The sequence below is a fragment of the Pelagibacterium lacus genome, from assembly GCF_003345525.1.
GTDB classification, from domain to species: Bacteria; Pseudomonadota; Alphaproteobacteria; order Rhizobiales; family Devosiaceae; genus Pelagibacterium; species Pelagibacterium lacus.
In genome coordinates, this window is the sequence record NZ_QQNH01000009.1 from 12,502 (window position 1) to 32,259 (window position 19,758).

Below are 19,758 nucleotides of genomic sequence, written 5' to 3' on the forward strand. Positions count from 1 at the left end.
CTAGGCCACCCGCGCCCTGCCGCTGGGCAGGGCGATGCGGTCGATCCGGGCAAAGCCCAATTGGGCCACGTCGCGCTCGATCGCATCGCAATCGGCGGCATCTTGGCAGAGCAGCAGGCAGCGCGCGCCGGTCCCGGCAAACATCGGCAGGCTCGATCCCGTACCCGTCTGGCCGGTCACCACCACCACGCATTCATAGATATCGGACAAGGCCTCGACCAGCGTCACGGGGCGCGGCGAATGCAGCGCCAGGCTTTCCGCCTGCCCCCAGGGCACATAAGCGAACTGACCCTTGTCGCCGCCCCGGTGCACCACATCGCCGAAATCGGCGGCCTCGGCGCAAAGATCGGTCAGCCCCAATTCGATGCCCGGCGCGCCGCTGGCGGCGTCGATCTCCGCCACGCTGATGCCATCACCGATCAGACGCGCCGAAAGCCGTTCGGCGAAGCCCTGGCCATTCGTGGCTTTATCGGCCGTTGCGACCACCAAAACCCTGTCGATACCGGCGACCACCGAGGCGGCGATGGCATCGAGCTCCATATCGACCGGCACCGCATAGGGTACCGATTCCGCGTCCTTTTCCGGCGCCTCGGCGATGCTCACCACCGACGCAACCGGTTCGGCGCTGGCCGGCTCCGCCGCGTCCGCGACGTATGGTGCTTCCGGCTCGTCCTTTTCCACCAACGCCCGGCCCGACAGCAATTCTCTAAAGATCACCGCGCCCGCCTGCAGCAGCACCGAAACGATGCCGATCGAAATGAGGATCAGCGGGATTTGCGGTGCGGCCGGCCGCACCGGGGGCGCCGCCTCGCTGACCATGCGCACATCGGGCAGCGCCGAATTGACGTCCGAGCGGGCCGTGGCTTCCGCCAGCCGCAACAGATAGGCATTGAGCAGTTCGCGCTGCGCCGAAGCCTCGCGCTCGAGTTCGGCCAGGGCCACCCCGTCGCGCGTATCGTTGCCCGCCGTCACCTTGAGGCGTTCGAGCTCGGCTTCGAGGGAGGCCTGGAGATCGGCCTCGATCTGCGCCTGCGCTTCCAGCGCCGATGCCACGCGCCGACCCTCGGCGGCGATCTGGGATTCGATTTCCCCAATCTGGGCATCGAGCGCCCGGATGGTGGGATGGTTGGGCAGCAGCGTCGCCGAGCGCTGCGCGCGCTCGCCCTGCAGGCGGCCCACTTCCTGGCTCAATTGCTGGCCGACCGAGGAGGCCTGCACGTCCGAAACACCGGTCACCGACTGGCCGGATTCGAGCAAGGCCCGAATCAGTTGCGCCCGCGATTGCGCCGCGTTGCGCCGTTCGGCCGCCGCGGTGATCTGGGCGGAGAAATTGGATAGCTGCTGGCTGGTGAGGCTTTCATTGTTCGCCCCGACAAACAGGTCGTTGGCCACGCGGAACTCGGCGATGGCCCGCTCGGCCGCGACCACTTCGGCGCGCAACCGCTCGATTTCCGCCTGCAGCCAGCCGGTGGTTTCGATGGTGTCGGAGATCTGCTGGCCGGCCCGGCGGCCGATATGGGCCACCGCGATGCCGTTGGCCACCCGCGCGGCGAGGTCGGGGTCGCCGGAGCGATAGGCGATGGCGATCAGGCGCGAGGACCGCTCCTGGGAGACGGCGAGGTCATCGGCGATGGTCGCGATGATCTGCTCGTCGCTCCGCCCGGCAAACCCGGGGTCCTCGCGCAGCCCAAGGGCGTCGATAGTGGCCCGGATCGTATCGCGCGACTTGATCAGCTCGATCTGGCTGGCGACGGCGGCCTCGTCGATGAGATAGGCTTCCGGTCCATTGGAAATCGTGCTCGCCGATATGGGATTTCCACGCGGCTCCACCAGCAGTTCGGCCCGCGATTCATAGGACTTGGGCACGAAAAGCAGCACCGCATAGGCCAGTCCGCACAGCAATACGGTGACGAGAGCCATGCGCGGCAACGCCTTGCCCAGGGCGCGCAGGATCAGCCCCACATCGATGCTGGCTTCGGGCAGTTCACCCCGATGTGCGAAATCAGACATAGACCGTATCCTCTGCTATACCCTGCGTTATGGCGGGGGCATGGTAAGTATTCGGTTAAGGCAGGGCCTGCGATAAGAGGATTTTAACGATAGCGTGTGACATGTGGACGGGCTGAATCTGGGGTCTGCCATGCGTCTCTTGCGATCTGTCCTGCTGCTCTTGCCTCTCGTTATGGGAGCCTGCGCCCATGGCTCGTCGGCGACCTATCTCGTCGAGCAGGCCGGCCCCTACCGGCTGGACAGCGGCGACGTGCTGCGCGTCAGCGTCTATGGCGACGAGAGCCTGACCAACACCTATCGCATCGACGATGCCGGCAATCTCGCCATGCCGCTGATCGGCAGCGTTCCCGCCCGTGGTTCGACCACCCAGGACCTGACCGGCCGCATCGCGTCCAAACTGGCCGCCGGCTATCTGCGCAGCCCCAATGTCGCGGTCGAGGTGGCCGAATACCGTCCCTTCTTCATTCAGGGCGCCGTGGGCTCGTCCGGCCAGTTCGCCTATGTCTACGGCATGACCGCGCGTGCCGCGATCAGCGCGGCGGGCGGCTTCACCGAAACCGCGAGCCGGGACACCGTCACCATCTATCGCCGCCAGGGCAATGAGATGGTCAAGGGCAATGTCGGGCTCGATTTCCCCATCCTGCCCGGAGATACCATCGTCGTTTCCGAACGCTGGTTCTAAGCGGTGCCGGAGCGCCCCCTTCGCATTCTGGAGATCATGCGCGCGCCGGTTGGGGGGCTGTTCCGCCATGTCGCCGATCTCACCGTCGAACTCGCCCGGCGCGGCCATGCCATCGGCATCGTCGCCGATAGCGGCAGCGGCGATGCGGCGACCCAGGATCGCCTCGACAGCCTCGCCACCCATGCCAGCCTCGGCATCCACCGCCTGCCCATCCCGCGCCTCCTCGGCATGAGCGACGCCACGACACCGTTGAAAATCAGGCGCTTGGCCCGGGAACTGGATGTTTCGATTCTGCATGGCCACGGCGCGAAGGGCGGCTTTTGCGCCCGGATGGCGCGGCTCGGTAAATCCGATCCGAAGGCGCTTTACACCCCTCATGGTGGGGCCCTGCATTTCGATCCCAGATCGCTGCAGGGGCGCCTGTTCATGCAGATCGAACGGCTTCTGCTGCCGGCCAGCGACGCCGTGGTCTTCGAAAGCGCCTACGCGAAGGACGTTTTCGCCGACAAGGTCGCGGTTCCGCGCTGCCCCGCGCCGGTCATCCACAACGGCCTCGCCCCCGCCGAATTTGAGCCGGTCATCCCCACCGACGACGCGGCCGATTTCGTCTATGTCGGCGAATTGCGCATGCTCAAGGGCATCGACCTGCTGGTCGAGGCGCTGGCCCCGCTCGCGGCCGCCGATGGCCGCCCGGCCACGCTGGTCATGGCCGGTGACGGGCCGGATCGGAACGGATTGACGGCGCGCATCGAGGCGCTCGGGCTGTCGGGCCGGGTCACCCTCGCCGGCGTGCAGCCCGCACGCCAGATGTTCGCCCGCGGGCGCTGCGTGGTGGTTCCGTCCCGCGCCGAATCCCTGCCCTATATCGTGCTCGAAGCGGCTGCCGCCGGCCGGCCGGTCATCGCCACCCGGGTCGGCGGCATTCCGGAAATCTTCGGCCCCACCGCCGATGATCTCATCGCCTCCGACGAGGTCGAGGCCCTGCGGACCGCGATGGCGGACTGGCTCTCCGACCCTTCCCGGCACGAAGCGGCGGCGGTGCGGCGCCTGGCCTTCATCCGGGATCGCTTCTCGCTCAGGACCATGGCCGACCAGGTCGAAAGCCTTTACCGCCAATTGGCGCAATAGAAACATCTGTATCCCCCGCTTTCACCGAGTCTTCACCTCTCTGGGCCTAGTTTCGCACCAGTATCCTTTGTGTTTTGCGTAAGGGCGTGGGGCCAATGTATCGGGTCGACCCAAAAGAAGCCGTGCTCAGTCATCTGGACAAGCCGGGCGGCGAGCGAGCGAGTACATTGTCGAGCCGGGCCGAAGCCTTCATGCGCGCCCATATCCAGCCCGGCCTGTCGCACAAGGTGGTGTCGGGAGTCGCCCAGATCGTCGAAGCGGGCGCCCTCCTCATCCTGGGCATCGGCATCTATGCCTATTATCTGGCCTTTACCGATGCCGGCATCTACCTGCCGCTGATCCTGGGCATGGTGCTGGCCGCCAATATCGCCTTCAACATCGCGCGGACCCATCGCATCGCCTCCTACCGCACCCAGTTCGCCCAGATCTGGCGCGTGCTGGCGGGCTGGTCGGGGGTGTTCGCCACCGCGCTCGTCGTGCTGTTCGTCCTCAAGGCGGGCGAGTCCATTTCCCGCGTCTGGCTGGTGAGTTGGTTCCTCAGCGGCTCGATCATGCTCATCGTGCTCCGCACCGGCCTGCGTGCGTTGATCATGCGCTGGTCCGCCGAGGGCAAGCTCAAGCGCCGCACCGTCATCGTCGGCGGCGGCCCGGACGCGGAGGCGCTTATCGACACCATATCGCGCGGCGCCTCGAGCGACATCGAGCTCATCGGGCTGTTCGACGACCGCGACGGCGCCCGCTCGCCCGAGCAGATCGGCGGGCTCTACAAGCTGGGGCGCGTGGCCGATCTCGTGGAATTCGCGCGCCGGGCCCGCATCGACCTGGTCATCGTCTCCATGCCGCTTTCGGCGGAGGCCCGCGTGCTCGAAATGCTGCGCCAGCTCTGGGTGCTGCCCGTCGATATCCGCCTCTCGGCGCATATGAGCAAGCTGCGCTTCACCGACAAGACCTATTCCTATGTTGGCGACCTGCCGGTGTTCGACATCGCCGACCGGCCGATTTCCGATTGGAACCTCGTCTTCAAATGGGTGTTCGACAGGACCGTGGCCCTGGCCGCGATCGTCCTCCTCTCGCCGGTGATGCTGGCGACCGCCATCGCCATCAAGGCGACGAGCAAGGGCCCGATCCTGTTCCGGCAGCAACGGCACGGGTTCAACAACGAACTGATCGACGTCTACAAATTCCGCTCCATGTACACCGACATGAGCGATGCGAAGGCCTCTAGGCTCGTGACCCGCGACGATCCGCGCGTCACTCCCGTCGGCCGCGTCATCCGCAAGACCTCGATCGACGAACTGCCCCAGCTCTTCAACGTACTCAAGGGCGAATTGTCCATCGTCGGCCCGCGCCCGCATGCCCTGCAGGCCAAGGCCGCCAACCGGCTCTATCATGAGGCCGTGGATGGCTATTTCGCCCGCCACAAGGTCAAGCCCGGCATCACCGGCTGGGCGCAGATCAATGGCTGGCGGGGCGAAACCGATACGGTCGAAAAGCTTATGGCCCGTGTCGACCATGACCTCTATTACATCGAGAACTGGTCGATCCTGTTCGATCTCTACATCGTCGTCATGACGCCGGTCAGCCTGTTCAATTCAGAGAACGCCTACTGAGGATGAACATGACTCATGCCTCGCTGCGTTTCGCCGGACTGGCTGCCCTTGCCTTTCTGGGCCTGCCAATGCTCGCCGACACCGCCCGGGCCGATAGTGAATTCTGCATCGAATGCATGGAGGTCCGGGTCGGGCCACCCGTGGTGGTTCGGGGTCCCTTCCCCGACGAACTGGACGCGCCTTTCACGTCCCTGCAGCTCAGGGACGGGTCCTTCCGCGGCTTCAGCGCCAACGGTTCGACCTATGCCATCGACGGCGCCAGCCTGTGGGATTTGAGCGGTCCGCGCCGCGAGGTTCTGCAGGCCGGCCAACCGGGCGAGGAGAGCGAGTGCGGACGCTGGCTGACTTCCACCATCCGTTCCGGTGCCTCGGTCCTTGGTTTCGTGCACCAGGAAAGCATCTGCGACTACGGCCCGCAGGGACAGACCGACAAGACGATGGCAATCGCGACATCGACCGATGACGGGCTGACCTGGACGGATCTGGGCACGGTCATTACCGGACCGGATTCGCCACGCCCTGGAACGACCTCCGGCGAGGGCGACTGCACGATGGTCGATGGGATGGACGGCTATCTTTACGCCTATTGCCTGCGCAATTCCGATTGGCAGACGATCGCGGCCCGAGCCCGTGCGGCCGAGCCGGCGGTGTGGCACAAATTTCATGAGGGCGGCTGGACCGAACCGGGACTGGACGGCGAGGCAACGGCCATCGGCTTTCTGGGACCGGGCGCCGGTTACCTGACGCAGCACGACAGGGTCGCCACCATCACCAACGATCCATGGTTCGGCGGGCTCCGATTGTCGCTTTCGGCGGACAAGGTTTCCTTCGTCGATATCGAGGAACCCCTCATCGCCGTTGACGGGTCCGATTGGGACCGGCCGGCCGATACCGATCTCATCGCCTATATCACCATCGTGAATCCCCAGGACGGCAGCAACGCCGTCGATGACCGGTTTGTGCTCAGCTACATCTACATCCCCCCGGGAAAGGGGTTCGAAAGCCGCTATCTGGTGCATCGCGAGGTGGCGCTCTCCATGCAAGCGCGGCCGCTTGCCGTGCAGGCCGGCGTGGCCCTCACCCGCTGGACGGCCCCTCTCCATGCGACCCATGTCACCTCCACCGGACCGTTGACGGGCGATCTGCTTGGCTACCGGCGCGATGCCATCGTGGCCTATATGCTGACCCAGCCGCCGCAAGACGCAGCCGGCGTCAAAATCGCCGAGTGCTCGAGGGACGTGTCCGGGCGGTTGGATCATGTGCTCGCCGAGGAGCGCGACTGCGAAACCGGGGGATATGCCTGGCAGCGCACCGCGGGCTGGCTCTATGGGGAGGAACAGCCAGGCACGGTGCCGGTCTATCGCTGCGTCAATGTAAAGATGGAGACCCATTTCGCTTCCAGCGCCTCGGACTGCGAAGGGCGCGGCGCCATGGAATACCGGCTCGGCTACGGGCTTCTGCCATGAGCCAGGCCATCTCGTCCTATGGCGACACGCAGAACACCGACACGACGATCAGTCTCAAGAACCTGAGATTCGTTACGTTCGCGACGCGAAACCTGGTCTTTCTGATTGCCATATTGGCGATGAACTACACGCTGATGCGGCCTTCCCCGGTCGATCTGCTGTTCATCGGGTCGCTGCTGATCACCCTGTTCCACCTGACACTATTCAGGACAAAGCTGGTGACGCGCCGCTCGATCCACCTGATCCTCATTCTCGGCGCCTGGGCGGTTTCCTATTTCATCGCCTCGCTGCCCCATATCGGCGAGGAATTCGTGGCCTTCGAGCTTTTGGCCAAGAGCTTTGCCATTTCGATCGGCGTCATCGGCGGCGTGGTGTCGATGAGCTGGAGCCGCCGGCACTTCGAAACCTTCATGAAGGTTTATATCGTCTCCTGCGTGATTGCCTCGATACTGGGCACGGCCGGCTTTCTCATACAACATCCCTTGCTGACCTGGGACGGCCGCGCAAAGGGCCTGATCGACGACCCCAACATGTATGGGTCCTTCCTGATCCCGGCCCTGATGTTCTGCGCCTATCTGGTCCCCCGTACGCGCTCCGGCAGATGGTTCGTGCTCGGCGCCATGGGCATCATCCTGCTGGGCATCCTGCTCTCGTTCTCGCGCATCGCCATCGTCGCGGCGCTGCTTTGCATATTTGCCTATATCTTCTACCAGAATCGCCGGAGCCCGCGACGCCTGCTCATGATCGTGGGCGGCTTGCTGGCCGCCGGCCTTGCGCTTTTCGTCATCGCCAGCCTCACCTCGGCCGATTTTACGGAAAAGCTCCTGGATCGCCTGACCTTCGCCAAGGCCTATGACCTCGGAGAGGACGGCCGATACGGGCGCTATCTGCAGGTCGTGCCGATGATCGTCCAGGACCCGATCGGACTGGGCGTCATCCAGCTCGAGAAGATCTTTCCCGAGCCCATCCACAACATCTGGTTGAGTTCCTTCGTCAATTATGGCTGGGGCGGCGGCATCGCCTGGGTCACGCTGGCCGTGGGAAGCGTCATCGTGTCCTTGCGCAACTACCGGCAGACGCAGGACCCGATCGTGATCGTCCTGTTATGGTCTCTCATCGGCATTGTCCTCTGCGCGTCGCTGCACGAAGGCGAACATTGGCGCCATATGTGGCTGATGTTCGGGCTGATTTGGGGTCTCAACATCTCAAATGCGGGCTTTGGTACGCGGTCGCGCGCGCGCCGGGGTCAGGATCGGATGCGTCCTATGAGCCAGACGCCGACGATGACCACGGTCACGGCGACGAGAATCCAGAACAGGACCAGCAAGGCCACCGCCCCCAGAATCGCGCCGAGCGCATCCCAGAAACCCACCGTGCCGATCAGCAGGGCCAGAAGAATGATGACGAGTATGGGCATTTGACGTCCCCCGATTGCGCAATTGAATCTAAACGGCGGATCGAAGCGGGATGTTCCGACCGCATATGACAAAATTTGCACTGGGACGGCTTGCACTCCGGCGAGGCTTTCTGTAGGTGAGAACCCAATCGGGGCGTAGCGCAGCCTGGTAGCGCATTTGTCTGGGGGACAAAGGGTCGTCGGTTCAAATCCGGCCGCTCCGACCATTCATCAAAAAGGCCCGAAGGCGCATGCCTCGGGCCTTTTTCGTCTGCATCGGGAGGGGAAATGGATTCGCAATGGGGCGAGCTCGACAGGGCGCTCGGCCTTTGGTCCGGCTTTGCCGGCAGCGCGACGACGCTGGTCAACCTTTCGGAAAACCACACCTTCCGCCTCGACCGTCCCGATGGCCGCCGGGCCATATTGCGCGTTCATCGTCCCGGCTATCACACCCGGCTCGGCATAGAGAGCGAGCTGGCCTGGATGCAGGCGCTGCGCCGCGATGCTGGCCTCTTCACCCCCCGCCCCCTGCCCGGCGCAGACGGGGCTCTCGTCCAGGCCGCGCCGTTCCTTACCCCGTTGGACACGCGCCACATGGTCGCCTTTGCCTTCGAGGATGGCTGGGAGCCGCGGGAGGATGACGACCTCGCCCCCATCTTCGCGCAGCTCGGCGAGCTGGCGGCGCGCTGCCATGCGCATGTGATGGCGTGGACGCCGCCAAAACCCTTTTTCCGCCAGACCTGGACCGCCCCCGCCATCCTCGATCCCGACGGCATCTGGGGCGACTGGCGCAAGGCACCGGGGGTCTCTGGCGAAGTCTATCGGCAGGTCGCCCGGCTCGACGCCGCCCTGCGCGACCGGCTCGCCGCCTATGGCATGGGCCGCGACCGGTTCGGGCTCATCCATGCGGATATGCGCCTCGCCAATCTCCTCGTCTGCGATGGCGTGACGCGGCTGATCGATTTCGACGACTGCGGCTATTGCTGGTTCGGCTATGATTTCGGCGCTGCCGTCTCGTTCTTCGAGGACAGCGAAACCGTTCCTGCCCTGCGCGCGGCCTGGCTGGAGGGCTATCGCCGCGTCAGGGCCTTCGCGCCCCCGCACGAAGCCATGCTCGACTGCATGGTGCTGCTGCGCCGCATGGCGCTGCTCGCCTGGACGGGCTCGCACGCGGAAACCGACCTGGCCCGCAGCCTGCACGCCACCTACGCGCTTGGCACGGCCGAAATGGCCGAGCGCTTCTTAACGCGCGGCACGATCGATCGGTAGAGAAACGTCTGCTATCTCAGTCGTAGAACAGCGACACCCGGTGCCCGCCGATCTCATGGACATTGATGTCCATCTCGTAGATCTCCTTGAGCGCCTCGGGATTGATGATGGCGTTCTTGTCGCCGTGCCGCACCACCTTGCCGTTCTTCATGGCGATGATGTAGTCCGAATACCAGGACGCGAAATTGATGTCGTGCAGCACCAGCACCACGGTCTTGCCCAGTTCGCGGCAGGCGCGGCGCATCAGCTTCATCATGCCCATGGCGTGCTTCATGTCGAGATTGTTCAGGGGCTCGTCGAGCAGCACATAGTCGGTGTCCTGGCACAGCACCATGGCCACGAAGGCGCGCTGGCGCTGCCCGCCCGAAAGCTCGTCGAGGAACCGGTTCCGGAACTCGTCGAGGTTGAGATAGGCGATGGAGCGGTCGATATGCTCCTTGTCCTCGATGGTGAGGCGCCCCTTGGAATGGGGATAGCGGCCGAAGGCAACCAGGTCCTGCACCGTGAGGCGCGCCGTCATGTGGTTGTCCTGCCGCAGGATGGAGAGCCGCCGCGCCAGGACGTCGCTGGGCGTCTTGGAGACGTCCAGCCCGTCCACGGTCACCGAGCCGGCATCCATGCCCAGAAGCCGCGACACCATGGACAGCATGGTCGACTTGCCCGCCCCGTTGGGGCCGATGATCGAGGTGATGCCGCAGGCCGGCAGCTCGACGGTAACATCGTCCACCACAGCCGTATCGCCGTAATATTTCTTGAGGCCGGAGGTAATGATCATCGGGCCGCTCCCCGCAGGATAAGAATGATGAAGACGAAGCCCCCAAGGAACTCAACGATGATCGACAGCGCCGTGTCGAAGGCGAACAGCCGCTCGAACAGGGTCTGACCGCCGACCAGGGCGATGATGCCCAGCAGCACCGCCGCGGGCAAAATATATCGGTGTTTGGAGTTGCCGATAAGTCCATGGGCGAGACTTGCGACAAGAAGGCCGAAGAATGTGATCGGGCCGACCAGCGCGGTCGAGACCGATACCAGCACCGCGACCGAGGCCAGGATGATGACCACCGTCCGCTTGTAGTCGACGCCGAGGTTGATCGCGGTTTCCCGGCCCAGCGACAGCACGTCGAAGCTGTGCCCCATGCGCCAGAGCAGCAGCGAGACAAGCCCGACCAGCAGCGAGGCCACCCCGAGCAGGGTGGGGTCGATGGACGAAAAGCTGGCAAAGAAGCTGTCCTGCAGCACCTGGAAGGCGTTGGGATCGAGGAAGCGCTGCATGAAGTTCGACAGGCTGCGGAAGAAGATGCCGAACACGATGCCGACCAGAACCAGCAGGTGCAGGCTCCTGCCCTCGCGCAGGAACAGCCATTGGAACAGCAGCCATGAGAAGGCGATCATCAACGCCACTTCGATCCCGAACTGGGCGTAGGGGTTGATGAGCGCCAGCATTTGCGGCCCGAGGAAAAAGACGATCGAGGTCTGCAAGAGGATATAGAGCGCATCGAACCCCATGATCGAAGGGGTGAGGATGCGGTTATTGGTGACGGTCTGGAACAGCACGGTGGAAATGGCCACCGAATAGGCGACGAGGATCAGCCCGATCAGCTTGCGCCCCCGGAACGGGATGATGAAGCTCCAGCTTCCCCTGGCGCCCAGCGTCATGAAACAGACGATCGAGACCAGCGCCAGCGCGACCAGCACGGCCAGCACGATCGTCGGACGCGACCACCGCAGATTACGCATTGTGACGCTTCCTCAGCAGCAGATACAGGAACAGGGCACTGCCCACCACGCCGACCACGACGCTGATCGGGATTTCATAGGGGAAGCGGATCAGCCGCCCCACGATGTCGCAGAGGAGGACGAAGGTAGCGCCCAGCACGGCCACCCAGGGCACTGTCCGGCGCATGTTGTCGCCCACCATCAGGCTGACGACATTGGGCACGATGAGGCCGAGAAAGGGGATGGAGCCGACCGAAACCAGCACCACGGCGCTAACGATCGAGACGATGATCAACCCCAGGGTCATCACCCGCTTGTAGTTGAGGCCGAGATTGGTGGTGAAATCCTGCCCCATGCCGGCGACGGTGAACCGGTCGGCGGCGATATAGGCCATGATGGTTCCCGCCAGCCCGAACCAGAGCAGTTCGTAGCGCCCGCGCAGCACGCTGGAAAAGTCGCCCATGTTCCAGGCCAGCAGCGAGGGAAGCAGGTTGAAGCGATAGGCAAAGAAGCTGGTGATCGCGCCGATCACCCCGCCCAGCATGATGCCGACCAGCGGCACGAGCAGCACCTCGCGCAGGGGCACGAAGCGCAGGATGCGCAGGAACAGCGCCGTTCCGCCCAGCGCGAAGACCGCCGAGACCAGCATCTTGGCCATCAGGGGCCATCCGGGTGCCAGGAGCGTCACGACGAGAAACCCGAGCGTGGCCGATTCGGTGGTGCCGGCCGTCGAGGGCTCGACGAAGCGATTGCGGACGATGATCTGCATCACCAGCCCGGCAATGGCGAGGGACGACCCGGCCAGAAGGATGGCCAGCGTGCGGGGAATGCGGCTCATCACCAGCACCTGCATGGGCCGGTCCTGCGGCGAGGACGAGAGCAGCGTTGCCAGCGACACGTCGCTGACGCCAATGAACAGGCTGATGATCGCCAAGATGATCGTCAGCACGATTCCGACTATGAGAAGTCGCACTTTAGCTCGCCTGTCGCTTGCGCCGGTCCTCTCGACCGGCGGAAATGGCAATGCCCGGCGATGGATCGCCGGGCAAGCGGAATGTGATCGGGATTATTCGGCGTTGTAGCCGTCGATGACCTGATCGAGCATCAGCATCAGCCCGGAATAGCCGTGCATGGTGATGTAGGCGGCCTGCGGGTCCAGATAGATGATCTGGTCGTTCTGCCAGGCGGTGGTCTGGTGCATCAGCTCGTTGTCGAGCAGGGCAGCGGCCGCGCCTTCATTGCCCACGCCGGCGTCGCGGTCGACGACGAACAGCCAGTCGGGGTTGGATTCGAGCAGATATTCGAAGGAGACGCCATCGCCACCATGATCGCCGTCTTCGACATTGGCCATGACCGAGGGAATGCCCAGTTCATTGTGGATCCAGGCCACGCGCGAATCGGGGCCGTAGACGCCGAGATTGCCGGCATTGGTGACCAGAACCAGGCCGATCCCCTTGCCGTCTGCGGCGGCACGGGCTTCTTCGACCTTGGCGTTGAGGTCGGCGACCAGCTCGGCGGCGCGATCCTGCAGGCCGAAGATTTCGCCCAGCTGCTCGATATTGCCTTCCACGCCCGCGATGAGGTCGGCATTGCTGACCGACATGTCGATGGTCGGGGCGATTTCCGACACCTGCGGATAGGTGCCGGCCGAACGGGCGGCGACGATCACGAGGTCGGGCTGCTCGGCGGCGATGGTTTCGAAATCGGGCTCGAAGAGCGAGCCGACATTGACCAGATCATCGGTCACGAGATCGGCGAGATAGCCCGGGGCGTTCGAGCCGGGTGCACCGGCAACGTCGACGCCCAGCGCATTGAGATTGTCGAACGCGGCCCAGTCGATGGTGAACACTTTCTCGGGCACGCCGGAAATCGTCGTTTCACCCTGAGGATGGGAGACGGTGGTCTCCTGTGCAGATGCTCCAGCGGTCAGGGCGAGCGAGGCTGCAAAGGCGACGGTGGCCGTACGGAAAAGATTCAAACGAGTCACGATCATGATCCAATCGTTGGCTTATGGACACTTGCGGCCAATAAGTTGAGCCGCCACATCAGGTTAGTATCCATGTGCAAGCCTGGGGTCAACATTGCTGACCGCCAAAATCACGTTAATCGCAATGGCGTGATCCGCGCTATGGGAATCACCCGCGCGCCTTGTCGATCAGGCTGCGGCAATCCTCGAGCGCCTGCAGAACCCGTTCGAGCCGCTCGCGGCTTTCGGGCGGCAGGCCGGCCGGCGCAGGGCGCGGCGCTTCGACCAGCGGCATCTGGCCATGGGCGGTATCGGGCGCGAACTGGACCGCGTCCTCGAATGCTTCGGCCGCGTCCATGGCAGGTTCCTGCGGCGCGATGGGGCGGATCGATCCGGTTTCCCCGATGGCCACCACGTGCTTGGCGCCCTGCTCCTTGAGGATTCGCTGCACGCCCTTGATGGTGAAACCCTGGTCGTAGAGAAGATGCCGGATGCCCTTGAGCAATTGCACGTCGTCGGGGCGGTAATAGCGCCGGCCGCCGCCGCGCTTGAGCGGCCTTATCTGAGCAAACCGCGTTTCCCAGAAACGCAGGACATGCTGAGGGAGATCGAGTTCTTCCGCCGCTTCGGATATGGTCCGGAAGGCGTCTGGCGATTTATCCAACGCGACTGGTCCCGGTGAAAAGTGTTATTTTCCAGCGCGGACCATAGATTTGTTGATCTTGGATTTCAAGACATTGGACGGTTTAAACACAAGAACCTGCCGCGGAAGGATCGGAACCTCCTCGCCCGTCTTGGGATTCCGGCCGATCCGCTCGTTCTTGGATCGCACCTGAAACGACCCGAAAGACGACAGTTTCACATTGTCGCCGGTGGCCAGCGCGTCACTGAGGATTTGCAGAAATCGCTCGACCAGTTCAGCAGATTCGGTGCGCGACAGGCCGACCGATTGATATACGGCTTCCGCCAGATCGGCGCGTGTCACCGTTTTTCCCGCCATGGTGTTCCCCTCAACCTTATAGAGTCCCGAAAGGCATCCCCCAAGATTTCAAACACTTAACGCTCAAAAGCCCGCAGGGTCAACGTCCTACCAGCGAATGAGCGAAGCACCCCAGGTAAAGCCGCCGCCCATGGCCTCGATCATCACGAGGTCGCCGGGCTTGATTCGTCCGTCTTCGCTGGCGACCCACAGTGCCAGGGGCACCGAGGCCGCCGAGGTGTTGGCGTGCTTGTCGACGGTGATCACCGTCTTGTGCTCCGGGATGCCCAGTTTGCGGCCCGCGCCGTCGATGATGCGGCGATTGGCCTGGTGCGGCACGAACCAGTCGAGATCGCCCGTGGTCTTGCCGGTTTTCTCCAGCACGTCCTCCACCACGTCGGAGATCATCCCGACGGCGTGCTTGAACACCTCGCGGCCTTCCATGCGAAGCTGGCCCACGGTGCCGGTGGAGGAGACCCCGCCATCCACATAGAGCTTTTCCCAATGGGTTCCGTCCGTGCGCAGGCTGGAGGCGAGCACGCCCCGTTCCGGCGCGTCGTCGGCCACCTCCTCGGCTTCCAGCACCATGGCCCCTGCCCCGTCGCCGAACAGCACGCAGGTGCCGCGATCGGTCCAGTCGAGGATGCGCGAGAAGGTCTCCGCCCCGATGACCAGCGCCCGCCTGGCCAGCCCGGTCTTGAGATAGCTGTCCGCCGTCGCCACCGCGAAGACGAAGCCCGAGCAGACCGCCTGCACGTCGAAGGCCGAGCCCTTCGTGATGCCGAGCTTGTGCTGCACCATGGCCGCGGCGGAGGGGAAGGTCATGTCGGCGGTGGTGGTGCCCACGATGATCAGGTCGATATCGCCCGCCTGCATCCCGGCGCGCTCGAGCGCCATCCGGGCCGCGTTGACGGCCAGGTCGGAGGTCATCTCGCCCTCCGCGGCGATATGGCGCTGGCGGATGCCCGTGCGCTGCACGATCCACTCGTCGGACGTATCGACCAGTTTGGACATCTCGTCATTGGTCATGATGCGTTTCGGCAGATATCCGCCAATGCCCCGTACGACTGACTGAATTCTGCTCACGCTGTCGGTGCCTCCGAGCTGGTTGGGGCGGCAGGATCTGCCGGGGCGGGAAAGCGGCTCACGCCGTCCCGGATCTTTTCGATGAGATCGTTGCGCGCCATGTCATAGGCCAGCCCAAGGGCGCTCTTGTAACCGATCTCGTCGGTGCCACCATGGCTCTTGATAACGACGCCATTGAGGCCGAGGAACACGCCGCCATTGACGGTGCGCGGGTCCATCTTGCTGCGGATGGCGGCCAGCGCCTGGCTGGCGAACAGCGCGCCGATCTTGGAGAGCCACGAGGATTTCAGCGCGTCGCGCAGATAGGTGCCCACCTGCCGCGCCGTGCCCTCGGCGGTCTTGAGGGCGACATTGCCGGTGAACCCCTCGGTCACCACCACGTCGACGGTCCCCTTGCCCAGGTCATCGCCCTCGACGAATCCCTTGTAGGTGAACCCTACCCCGCTGGTTTCCCCGAGAATCTTGCCGGCGTCCTTGACCCATTCATTGCCCTTGGCCTCTTCCACCCCGACATTGAGCAGACCCACGGTGGGGCTGGGCGTGTCGAACACGGCCCGGGCCAAGGCGGCGCCGAGGATGGAGAAATCCACCAGTTGGTCGGCATCGGCCCCGATGGTGGCGCCCACGTCCAAGACGATGATGTCGGAGCGCACGGTCGGCCAGATGGCGGCGATGGCCGGGCGGGAAATGCCTTCCATGGTGCGCAGGCAGAAGGTGGCCATGGCCATCAGCGCGCCGGTATTGCCGCCCGATATGGCGACGGCGGCCTCCCCGTCGCGCACCGACTGGATCGTGGCCCACATCGACGAGGTGCCCCGGCCCTTGCGCAGGGCCTGGCTGGGCTTGTCGTCCATGGTGATCACGGTTTCGCTGTGCCGGATTTCCGAGACGGGCCGCAATTCGGCGAACTCGTCGAGAAGCGGCGTCAGGACCTCTTCGCGGCCGTGAAAGATGAAGCGTGCGTCCGGGCGTTCCCTGAGCAGCAGCTTGGCTGCGTGAAGCGGGGCGCGCGGAGCATTGTCTCCGCCCATAGCGTCCACGGAGATGGTTATCGTTCCACTCATTGCCTGCCTTGGTACCTGCCCGCGATCGGTCGCGGCGCGAATGCCGCCGTTCCCGTCAAGAGCATAGTCAATGAACCCGCAAGGGCGAACATGTCAATCGCGGCCCGCAAAACGCTCAATCCTTCTTGAGCGCCTTGAGGGCGGCGAAGGGCGAGAGCTCGGCCGGATCGTCTCCGGCCGAGCCGGCTTCGAGCTCGGCCCCCGGCTTGCGCGGATAGAGATCGATGGCCAAAGCGAAGATCTCCATGGCCAGTTCGCCGAGATCGATCTCGTTGCCGTCGAAATAATCGGGCAGATCGTCATCCTCGAGATTGACGAACACCTCGGCCCCCGCCGTCGCCTCGCTGGCCGCGTCATGGCCTGGCAGGAAGACGCGGTCGACCGGCTCGCTGATCGCCTGCTCCACAGGATCGCCGGTGACGACGCAGGGCTGGACCACCATGCCCTCCACCCGGCCCTTGGCCTGGATGCCGCCACGGAAGCGGCTGGCGACGAGGTCGGCGGAAAAGGCCGGCACGGCGCTGACCTTGAACCGCTCGGCCAGCATCTCGCGCTGCTCGGCGTCGGTGGTGATCTTCACCGTCCGGCCAGCGCCGGGAATCTTGTCGACCTGAATCACCCCATCGAGATCGAGGGCCTGGAGCCTGCGCGTCATTTGGGTTCTCCGAAATTCACCGTGCCCGCCATGATGTCCGCGACCGGCTGGGTGGCGAGGAAATCGTCGCAAAGCAGGATGTAGTCGGCAAACCTGTCAGCCTCGGGATGGGTTCCGCCCGCATGGAAATTGCGCGACAGGAAAGCCTTCACCTCTTCGCGCTCGCGCGAATCGAGCGCTTCGGAAAGGCTGGTGAGCATACCGTAGAAAAGGCTCCCCATCTTCTCGATCCGCTTGGCCACGGAAAGATCGCCCACGCCCATTTCCCGCAGCGAGCGGTCCATGTCCTTGAAGAAGCAATCGAAGACGTTCTGGGAGAATTGCCTGGTCTCCTTCTCGCTCGAGCGCAGCCTCCTGAAAACGAGGGCCGCATGCAGCGAGATCATGTCGAACCGCCCCGTCATGGTGTCGGACGCCCCCCACTCCGCATAGAACACCGGGCGCCGGGATTGCGCCACAATGGCGCTATAGACGGCGTAAACGGGCGCGGTGAACTTGGTCTTGCGGAAAAGGGACAGGATCATGTCATCGTGTCTCGCGGATGGGAAAAGCGGGCGGGCTGAGGCGAGAATTTGGACTGGCCGCTTGCCAGAGCTATCCTAGGACGGCTAAACATCACCCAAAATCCCTGGCGCATCGTCGCGAGGCTATAGTCGAGAGAGCTGAGGAAAGTCAATTCCATGACCCTGCGTAATGCCCTTGTCCGCATGTCCCCCCTCGCAGCAGCCATCGCGCTCGGCCTCACGCTTTCGGCCTGCTCGGGGTCGGGCCTCGTCAGCCAGCGGACCCAGGGCTATGTGCTGCCCGACGACGCCATCCGCCAGGTCCAGCCGGGCGCCAGCCAGGATCTGGTGCGCATCGTGCTCGGCTCGCCCCAGACCACCTCGACCTTCGGCGGCGAGACCGCCTGGTATTACGTGGAAACCAAGATCAGCCGCACCGCCTTCGGCCTCACCAGCATCCAGGAACGCACCGTGGTCGCCGTCTATTTCGGCGCCAATCGCCGCGTCACCGACAAGGCCATCTATACGCTCGAGGATGGCCGCATCTTCGCCATCGAGCAGCGCCGCACCGGCTCTTATGGCGAAGACCGCAATTTCGTGGAAAACCTGCTGGCCTCGATCTGAGGCCAGCCCCTCAAGCTTCAGGCCTTGTCCGCGCCTGAATATCCGTCCGAATATTTCCGCGCCACCGCGTCGAGCACGCCATTGACCATGCCCGGCACCTCGTCCTCGTAAAAGGCGTTGGCGACGTCGACATATTCGCGGATCACCACCTTGAACGGAATGTCCCGGCGCATGGTGAGCTCGAACACCCCGGCCCGCAGCAGCGCGCGCAGCGTCGCGTCGATCCGGGTCATCGGCCAGCCCTTTTGCAGCGCGGCGTTGATCACCGGGTCGAGCTTGATCTGGTTCTGGACCACGCCGCGCACGATGTGCCGGAAATAATCCGCATCGGCGGGAAGATATTGATCGCCCTCCAGCTCCCGGCCCAGCCGGAAACTTTCGAACTGGCTCAGGGTCTCTTCCAGGGTCTGCTCGCCGATATCCATCTGGTAGAGCGCCTGCACGGCGGCGAGACGGGCCGAGCCGCGCTGGTTGGCCGGCCTGACGGGCGTGTGGTCGTCCGCCATTTTTCAGTCCTCCATCAGGCCGTTGCGCAGGGCGGCCATGGCCATCGCCGCGATCGCCGCGCCGCCGCCCTTGTCCTGCTCGCCCTTGCGCGCGCGGGCCCAGGCCTGCGCCTCGTTCTCGACGGTGAGGATGCCATTGCCCAGCGCCAGCCCATCGGCGATGGTGAGGTCCATCAGCGCCCGAGCGCTCTCGTTGGAGACGATCTCGTAATGGGTGGTCTCGCCGCGGATGACGCAGCCCAGCGCCACAAAGCCATCATAGAGATCGCCCTTGAGGTCGGAGGCCATGGCGATGGCGGCGGGGATTTCCAGCGCACCGGGCACGGTGATCACATCGGCCTCGGCCCCGGCCGCTGCGAATGCGGACCGGGCGCCGTCGAGCAGCGCATCGGCGATGTCATTGTAGAAGCGCGCTTCGACGATCAGATAGCGCTGGCCGGTGGCTGCGCCGGGCGCGATGGAGAAGGTGTCGCCAGAACTGGCCATGTTTCAATCCCGTCGGGTTTCGAGCAGGCGCGCGGCATAGCGCGCCATCAGGTCAACTTCAAGATTTACCGCATCGCCCTCGCGATAGTCGGGCCAGTTTGTCGCGGTGAGCGTATGGGGAATCAGATGCACAGAGAAGCGGTTGCCATCAACCGTATTGACGGTGAGCGAGGTGCCGTTGAGCGCCACCCCGCCCTTTTTGGCGATAAAGGGCGCCAGCTCGGCGGGCGCTTCGAGGACGAAGGTGATCTGGTCGCCGATCTCCCGGCGCTCGACGATCCGCGCCAGCCCGTCGACATGGCCGGAAACGATATGGCCGCCCAGTTCGTCCCCGACCTTGAGCGAGCGCTCGAGATTGATGCGGCGGCCTTCCCGCCAGTCGCCCACCCGCGTCACGTCGAGGGTTTCTCGCGCGGCGAACACCTCGAACCAGTTGCGGCCGGCCTCGGTTCCCTTGTCGGTCACCGTGAGGCAGATGCCCTCGCACATGATCGAGGCGCCCAGGTCGATGCCATCGGGCGCGTAGCGCGTGCCGATGCGCAGCTTGCGACCGTCATTGCGATCCTCGGCGACGAGCAGCGTTCCGATATCGGTGATGATGCCAGTAAACAT

Annotated in this window: 21 protein-coding genes and 1 tRNA gene; 8 read left to right on the plus strand and 14 right to left on the minus strand. The window is 64.3% G+C overall.

Annotation, left to right across the window (positions count from 1 at the left end):
- Window positions 1-2,010 carry a GumC family protein gene (locus tag DVH29_RS08365; protein WP_114645725.1) on the minus strand — a complete coding sequence of 670 codons (2,010 nt, stop codon included), beginning with the start codon at window positions 2,008-2,010 and terminating at the stop codon, window positions 1-3.
- A gap of 130 nt (window positions 2,011-2,140) precedes the next feature.
- Here DVH29_RS08365 and DVH29_RS08370 point away from each other — a divergent pair, with 130 nt between their 5' ends.
- From DVH29_RS08370 to DVH29_RS08400, 7 genes are all read left to right on the plus strand, one after another.
- Window positions 2,141-2,692 carry a polysaccharide biosynthesis/export family protein gene (locus DVH29_RS08370; protein ID WP_147276041.1) on the plus strand — a complete coding sequence of 184 codons (552 nt, stop codon included), beginning with the start codon at window positions 2,141-2,143 and terminating at the stop codon, window positions 2,690-2,692.
- Between the two features lie 36 nt (window positions 2,693-2,728).
- On the plus strand, window positions 2,729-3,820 hold the full coding sequence (locus DVH29_RS08375) for a glycosyltransferase family 4 protein (protein WP_147276042.1): 1,092 nt from the start codon (window positions 2,729-2,731) through the stop codon (window positions 3,818-3,820).
- 95 nt (window positions 3,821-3,915) lie between these two features.
- Window positions 3,916-5,430, plus strand: coding sequence for an undecaprenyl-phosphate glucose phosphotransferase (locus DVH29_RS08380; RefSeq protein ID WP_114645728.1), 1,515 nt, complete (start codon window positions 3,916-3,918; stop codon window positions 5,428-5,430).
- An 8-nt stretch (window positions 5,431-5,438) separates the two neighbouring features.
- Complete coding sequence (locus DVH29_RS08385) at window positions 5,439-6,896, plus strand: DUF4185 domain-containing protein (RefSeq protein WP_147276043.1); 1,458 nt, start codon at window positions 5,439-5,441, stop codon at window positions 6,894-6,896.
- Window positions 6,893-8,317, plus strand: a complete 1,425-nt coding sequence (locus DVH29_RS08390; protein WP_114645730.1) for an O-antigen ligase family protein — start codon at window positions 6,893-6,895, stop codon at window positions 8,315-8,317. The genes DVH29_RS08385 and DVH29_RS08390 overlap by 4 nt, the downstream gene beginning before the upstream one ends.
- A 125-nt stretch (window positions 8,318-8,442) precedes the next feature.
- Window positions 8,443-8,519 (plus strand) — tRNA-Pro (locus tag DVH29_RS08395).
- A gap of 61 nt (window positions 8,520-8,580) precedes the next feature.
- Window positions 8,581-9,561, plus strand: a complete 981-nt coding sequence (locus DVH29_RS08400) for a phosphotransferase enzyme family protein (protein WP_114645731.1) — start codon at window positions 8,581-8,583, stop codon at window positions 9,559-9,561.
- 16 nt (window positions 9,562-9,577) lie between these two features.
- Here the strand turns inward: DVH29_RS08400 and DVH29_RS08405 are convergent, their stop codons facing one another.
- The 10 genes from DVH29_RS08405 to DVH29_RS08450 form a co-directional block, all read right to left on the minus strand.
- Complete coding sequence (locus tag DVH29_RS08405) at window positions 9,578-10,336, minus strand: iron ABC transporter ATP-binding protein (RefSeq protein WP_114645732.1); 759 nt, start codon at window positions 10,334-10,336, stop codon at window positions 9,578-9,580.
- Window positions 10,333-11,298 carry an iron chelate uptake ABC transporter family permease subunit gene (locus tag DVH29_RS08410; RefSeq protein WP_114645733.1) on the minus strand — a complete coding sequence of 322 codons (966 nt, stop codon included), beginning with the start codon at window positions 11,296-11,298 and terminating at the stop codon, window positions 10,333-10,335. Before DVH29_RS08410 ends, DVH29_RS08405 begins: the two co-directional genes overlap by 4 nt.
- Window positions 11,291-12,250: an ABC transporter permease gene (locus tag DVH29_RS08415; protein ID WP_199562553.1), complete on the minus strand. Its 960-nt coding sequence runs from the start codon at window positions 12,248-12,250 to the stop codon at window positions 11,291-11,293. Before DVH29_RS08415 ends, DVH29_RS08410 begins: the two co-directional genes overlap by 8 nt.
- A 93-nt stretch (window positions 12,251-12,343) precedes the next feature.
- Window positions 12,344-13,270 (minus strand): siderophore ABC transporter substrate-binding protein, encoded by a 927-nt coding sequence (locus tag DVH29_RS08420; RefSeq protein WP_114645735.1) that lies wholly within the window; start codon window positions 13,268-13,270, stop codon window positions 12,344-12,346.
- A gap of 142 nt (window positions 13,271-13,412) precedes the next feature.
- Window positions 13,413-13,907, minus strand: a complete 495-nt coding sequence (locus DVH29_RS08425) for a MerR family transcriptional regulator (protein WP_114645736.1) — start codon at window positions 13,905-13,907, stop codon at window positions 13,413-13,415.
- A gap of 24 nt (window positions 13,908-13,931) precedes the next feature.
- On the minus strand, window positions 13,932-14,243 hold the full coding sequence (locus DVH29_RS08430; protein ID WP_114645737.1) for an integration host factor subunit alpha: 312 nt from the start codon (window positions 14,241-14,243) through the stop codon (window positions 13,932-13,934).
- Between the two features lie 87 nt (window positions 14,244-14,330).
- Window positions 14,331-15,308, minus strand: coding sequence for a beta-ketoacyl-ACP synthase III (locus DVH29_RS08435; RefSeq protein ID WP_114645738.1), 978 nt, complete (start codon window positions 15,306-15,308; stop codon window positions 14,331-14,333).
- Window positions 15,305-16,372 carry a phosphate acyltransferase PlsX gene (plsX, locus tag DVH29_RS08440; RefSeq protein WP_114645739.1) on the minus strand — a complete coding sequence of 356 codons (1,068 nt, stop codon included), beginning with the start codon at window positions 16,370-16,372 and terminating at the stop codon, window positions 15,305-15,307. The genes DVH29_RS08435 and plsX overlap by 4 nt, the downstream gene beginning before the upstream one ends.
- Before the next feature lie 115 nt (window positions 16,373-16,487).
- Window positions 16,488-17,027 (minus strand): YceD family protein, encoded by a 540-nt coding sequence (locus DVH29_RS08445; protein ID WP_114645740.1) that lies wholly within the window; start codon window positions 17,025-17,027, stop codon window positions 16,488-16,490.
- Window positions 17,024-17,551, minus strand: coding sequence for a ubiquinol-cytochrome C chaperone family protein (locus DVH29_RS08450; RefSeq protein WP_114645741.1), 528 nt, complete (start codon window positions 17,549-17,551; stop codon window positions 17,024-17,026). Before DVH29_RS08450 ends, DVH29_RS08445 begins: the two co-directional genes overlap by 4 nt.
- Before the next feature lie 156 nt (window positions 17,552-17,707).
- Between DVH29_RS08450 and DVH29_RS08455 the strand changes: the two genes are divergently transcribed.
- The gene (locus DVH29_RS08455; protein ID WP_114645742.1) at window positions 17,708-18,154 is read left to right on the plus strand and encodes an outer membrane protein assembly factor BamE; all 447 of its coding nucleotides are present in this window, start codon (window positions 17,708-17,710) and stop codon (window positions 18,152-18,154) included.
- Window positions 18,155-18,171: 17 nt separating this feature from the next.
- Here the strand turns inward: DVH29_RS08455 and nusB are convergent, their stop codons facing one another.
- The 3 genes from nusB to DVH29_RS08470 are packed head-to-tail and all read right to left on the minus strand — an operon-like array spanning window position 18,172 to window position 19,758.
- A complete protein-coding gene (gene nusB / locus DVH29_RS08460) occupies window positions 18,172-18,660 on the minus strand; it encodes a transcription antitermination factor NusB (protein ID WP_114645743.1) in 489 nt (162 codons plus the stop codon).
- A gap of 3 nt (window positions 18,661-18,663) precedes the next feature.
- Window positions 18,664-19,146 (minus strand): 6,7-dimethyl-8-ribityllumazine synthase, encoded by a 483-nt coding sequence (gene ribH, locus DVH29_RS08465; RefSeq protein WP_114645744.1) that lies wholly within the window; start codon window positions 19,144-19,146, stop codon window positions 18,664-18,666.
- Window positions 19,147-19,149: 3 nt separating this feature from the next.
- Window positions 19,150-19,758 carry a riboflavin synthase gene (locus tag DVH29_RS08470; protein WP_114645745.1) on the minus strand — a complete coding sequence of 203 codons (609 nt, stop codon included), beginning with the start codon at window positions 19,756-19,758 and terminating at the stop codon, window positions 19,150-19,152.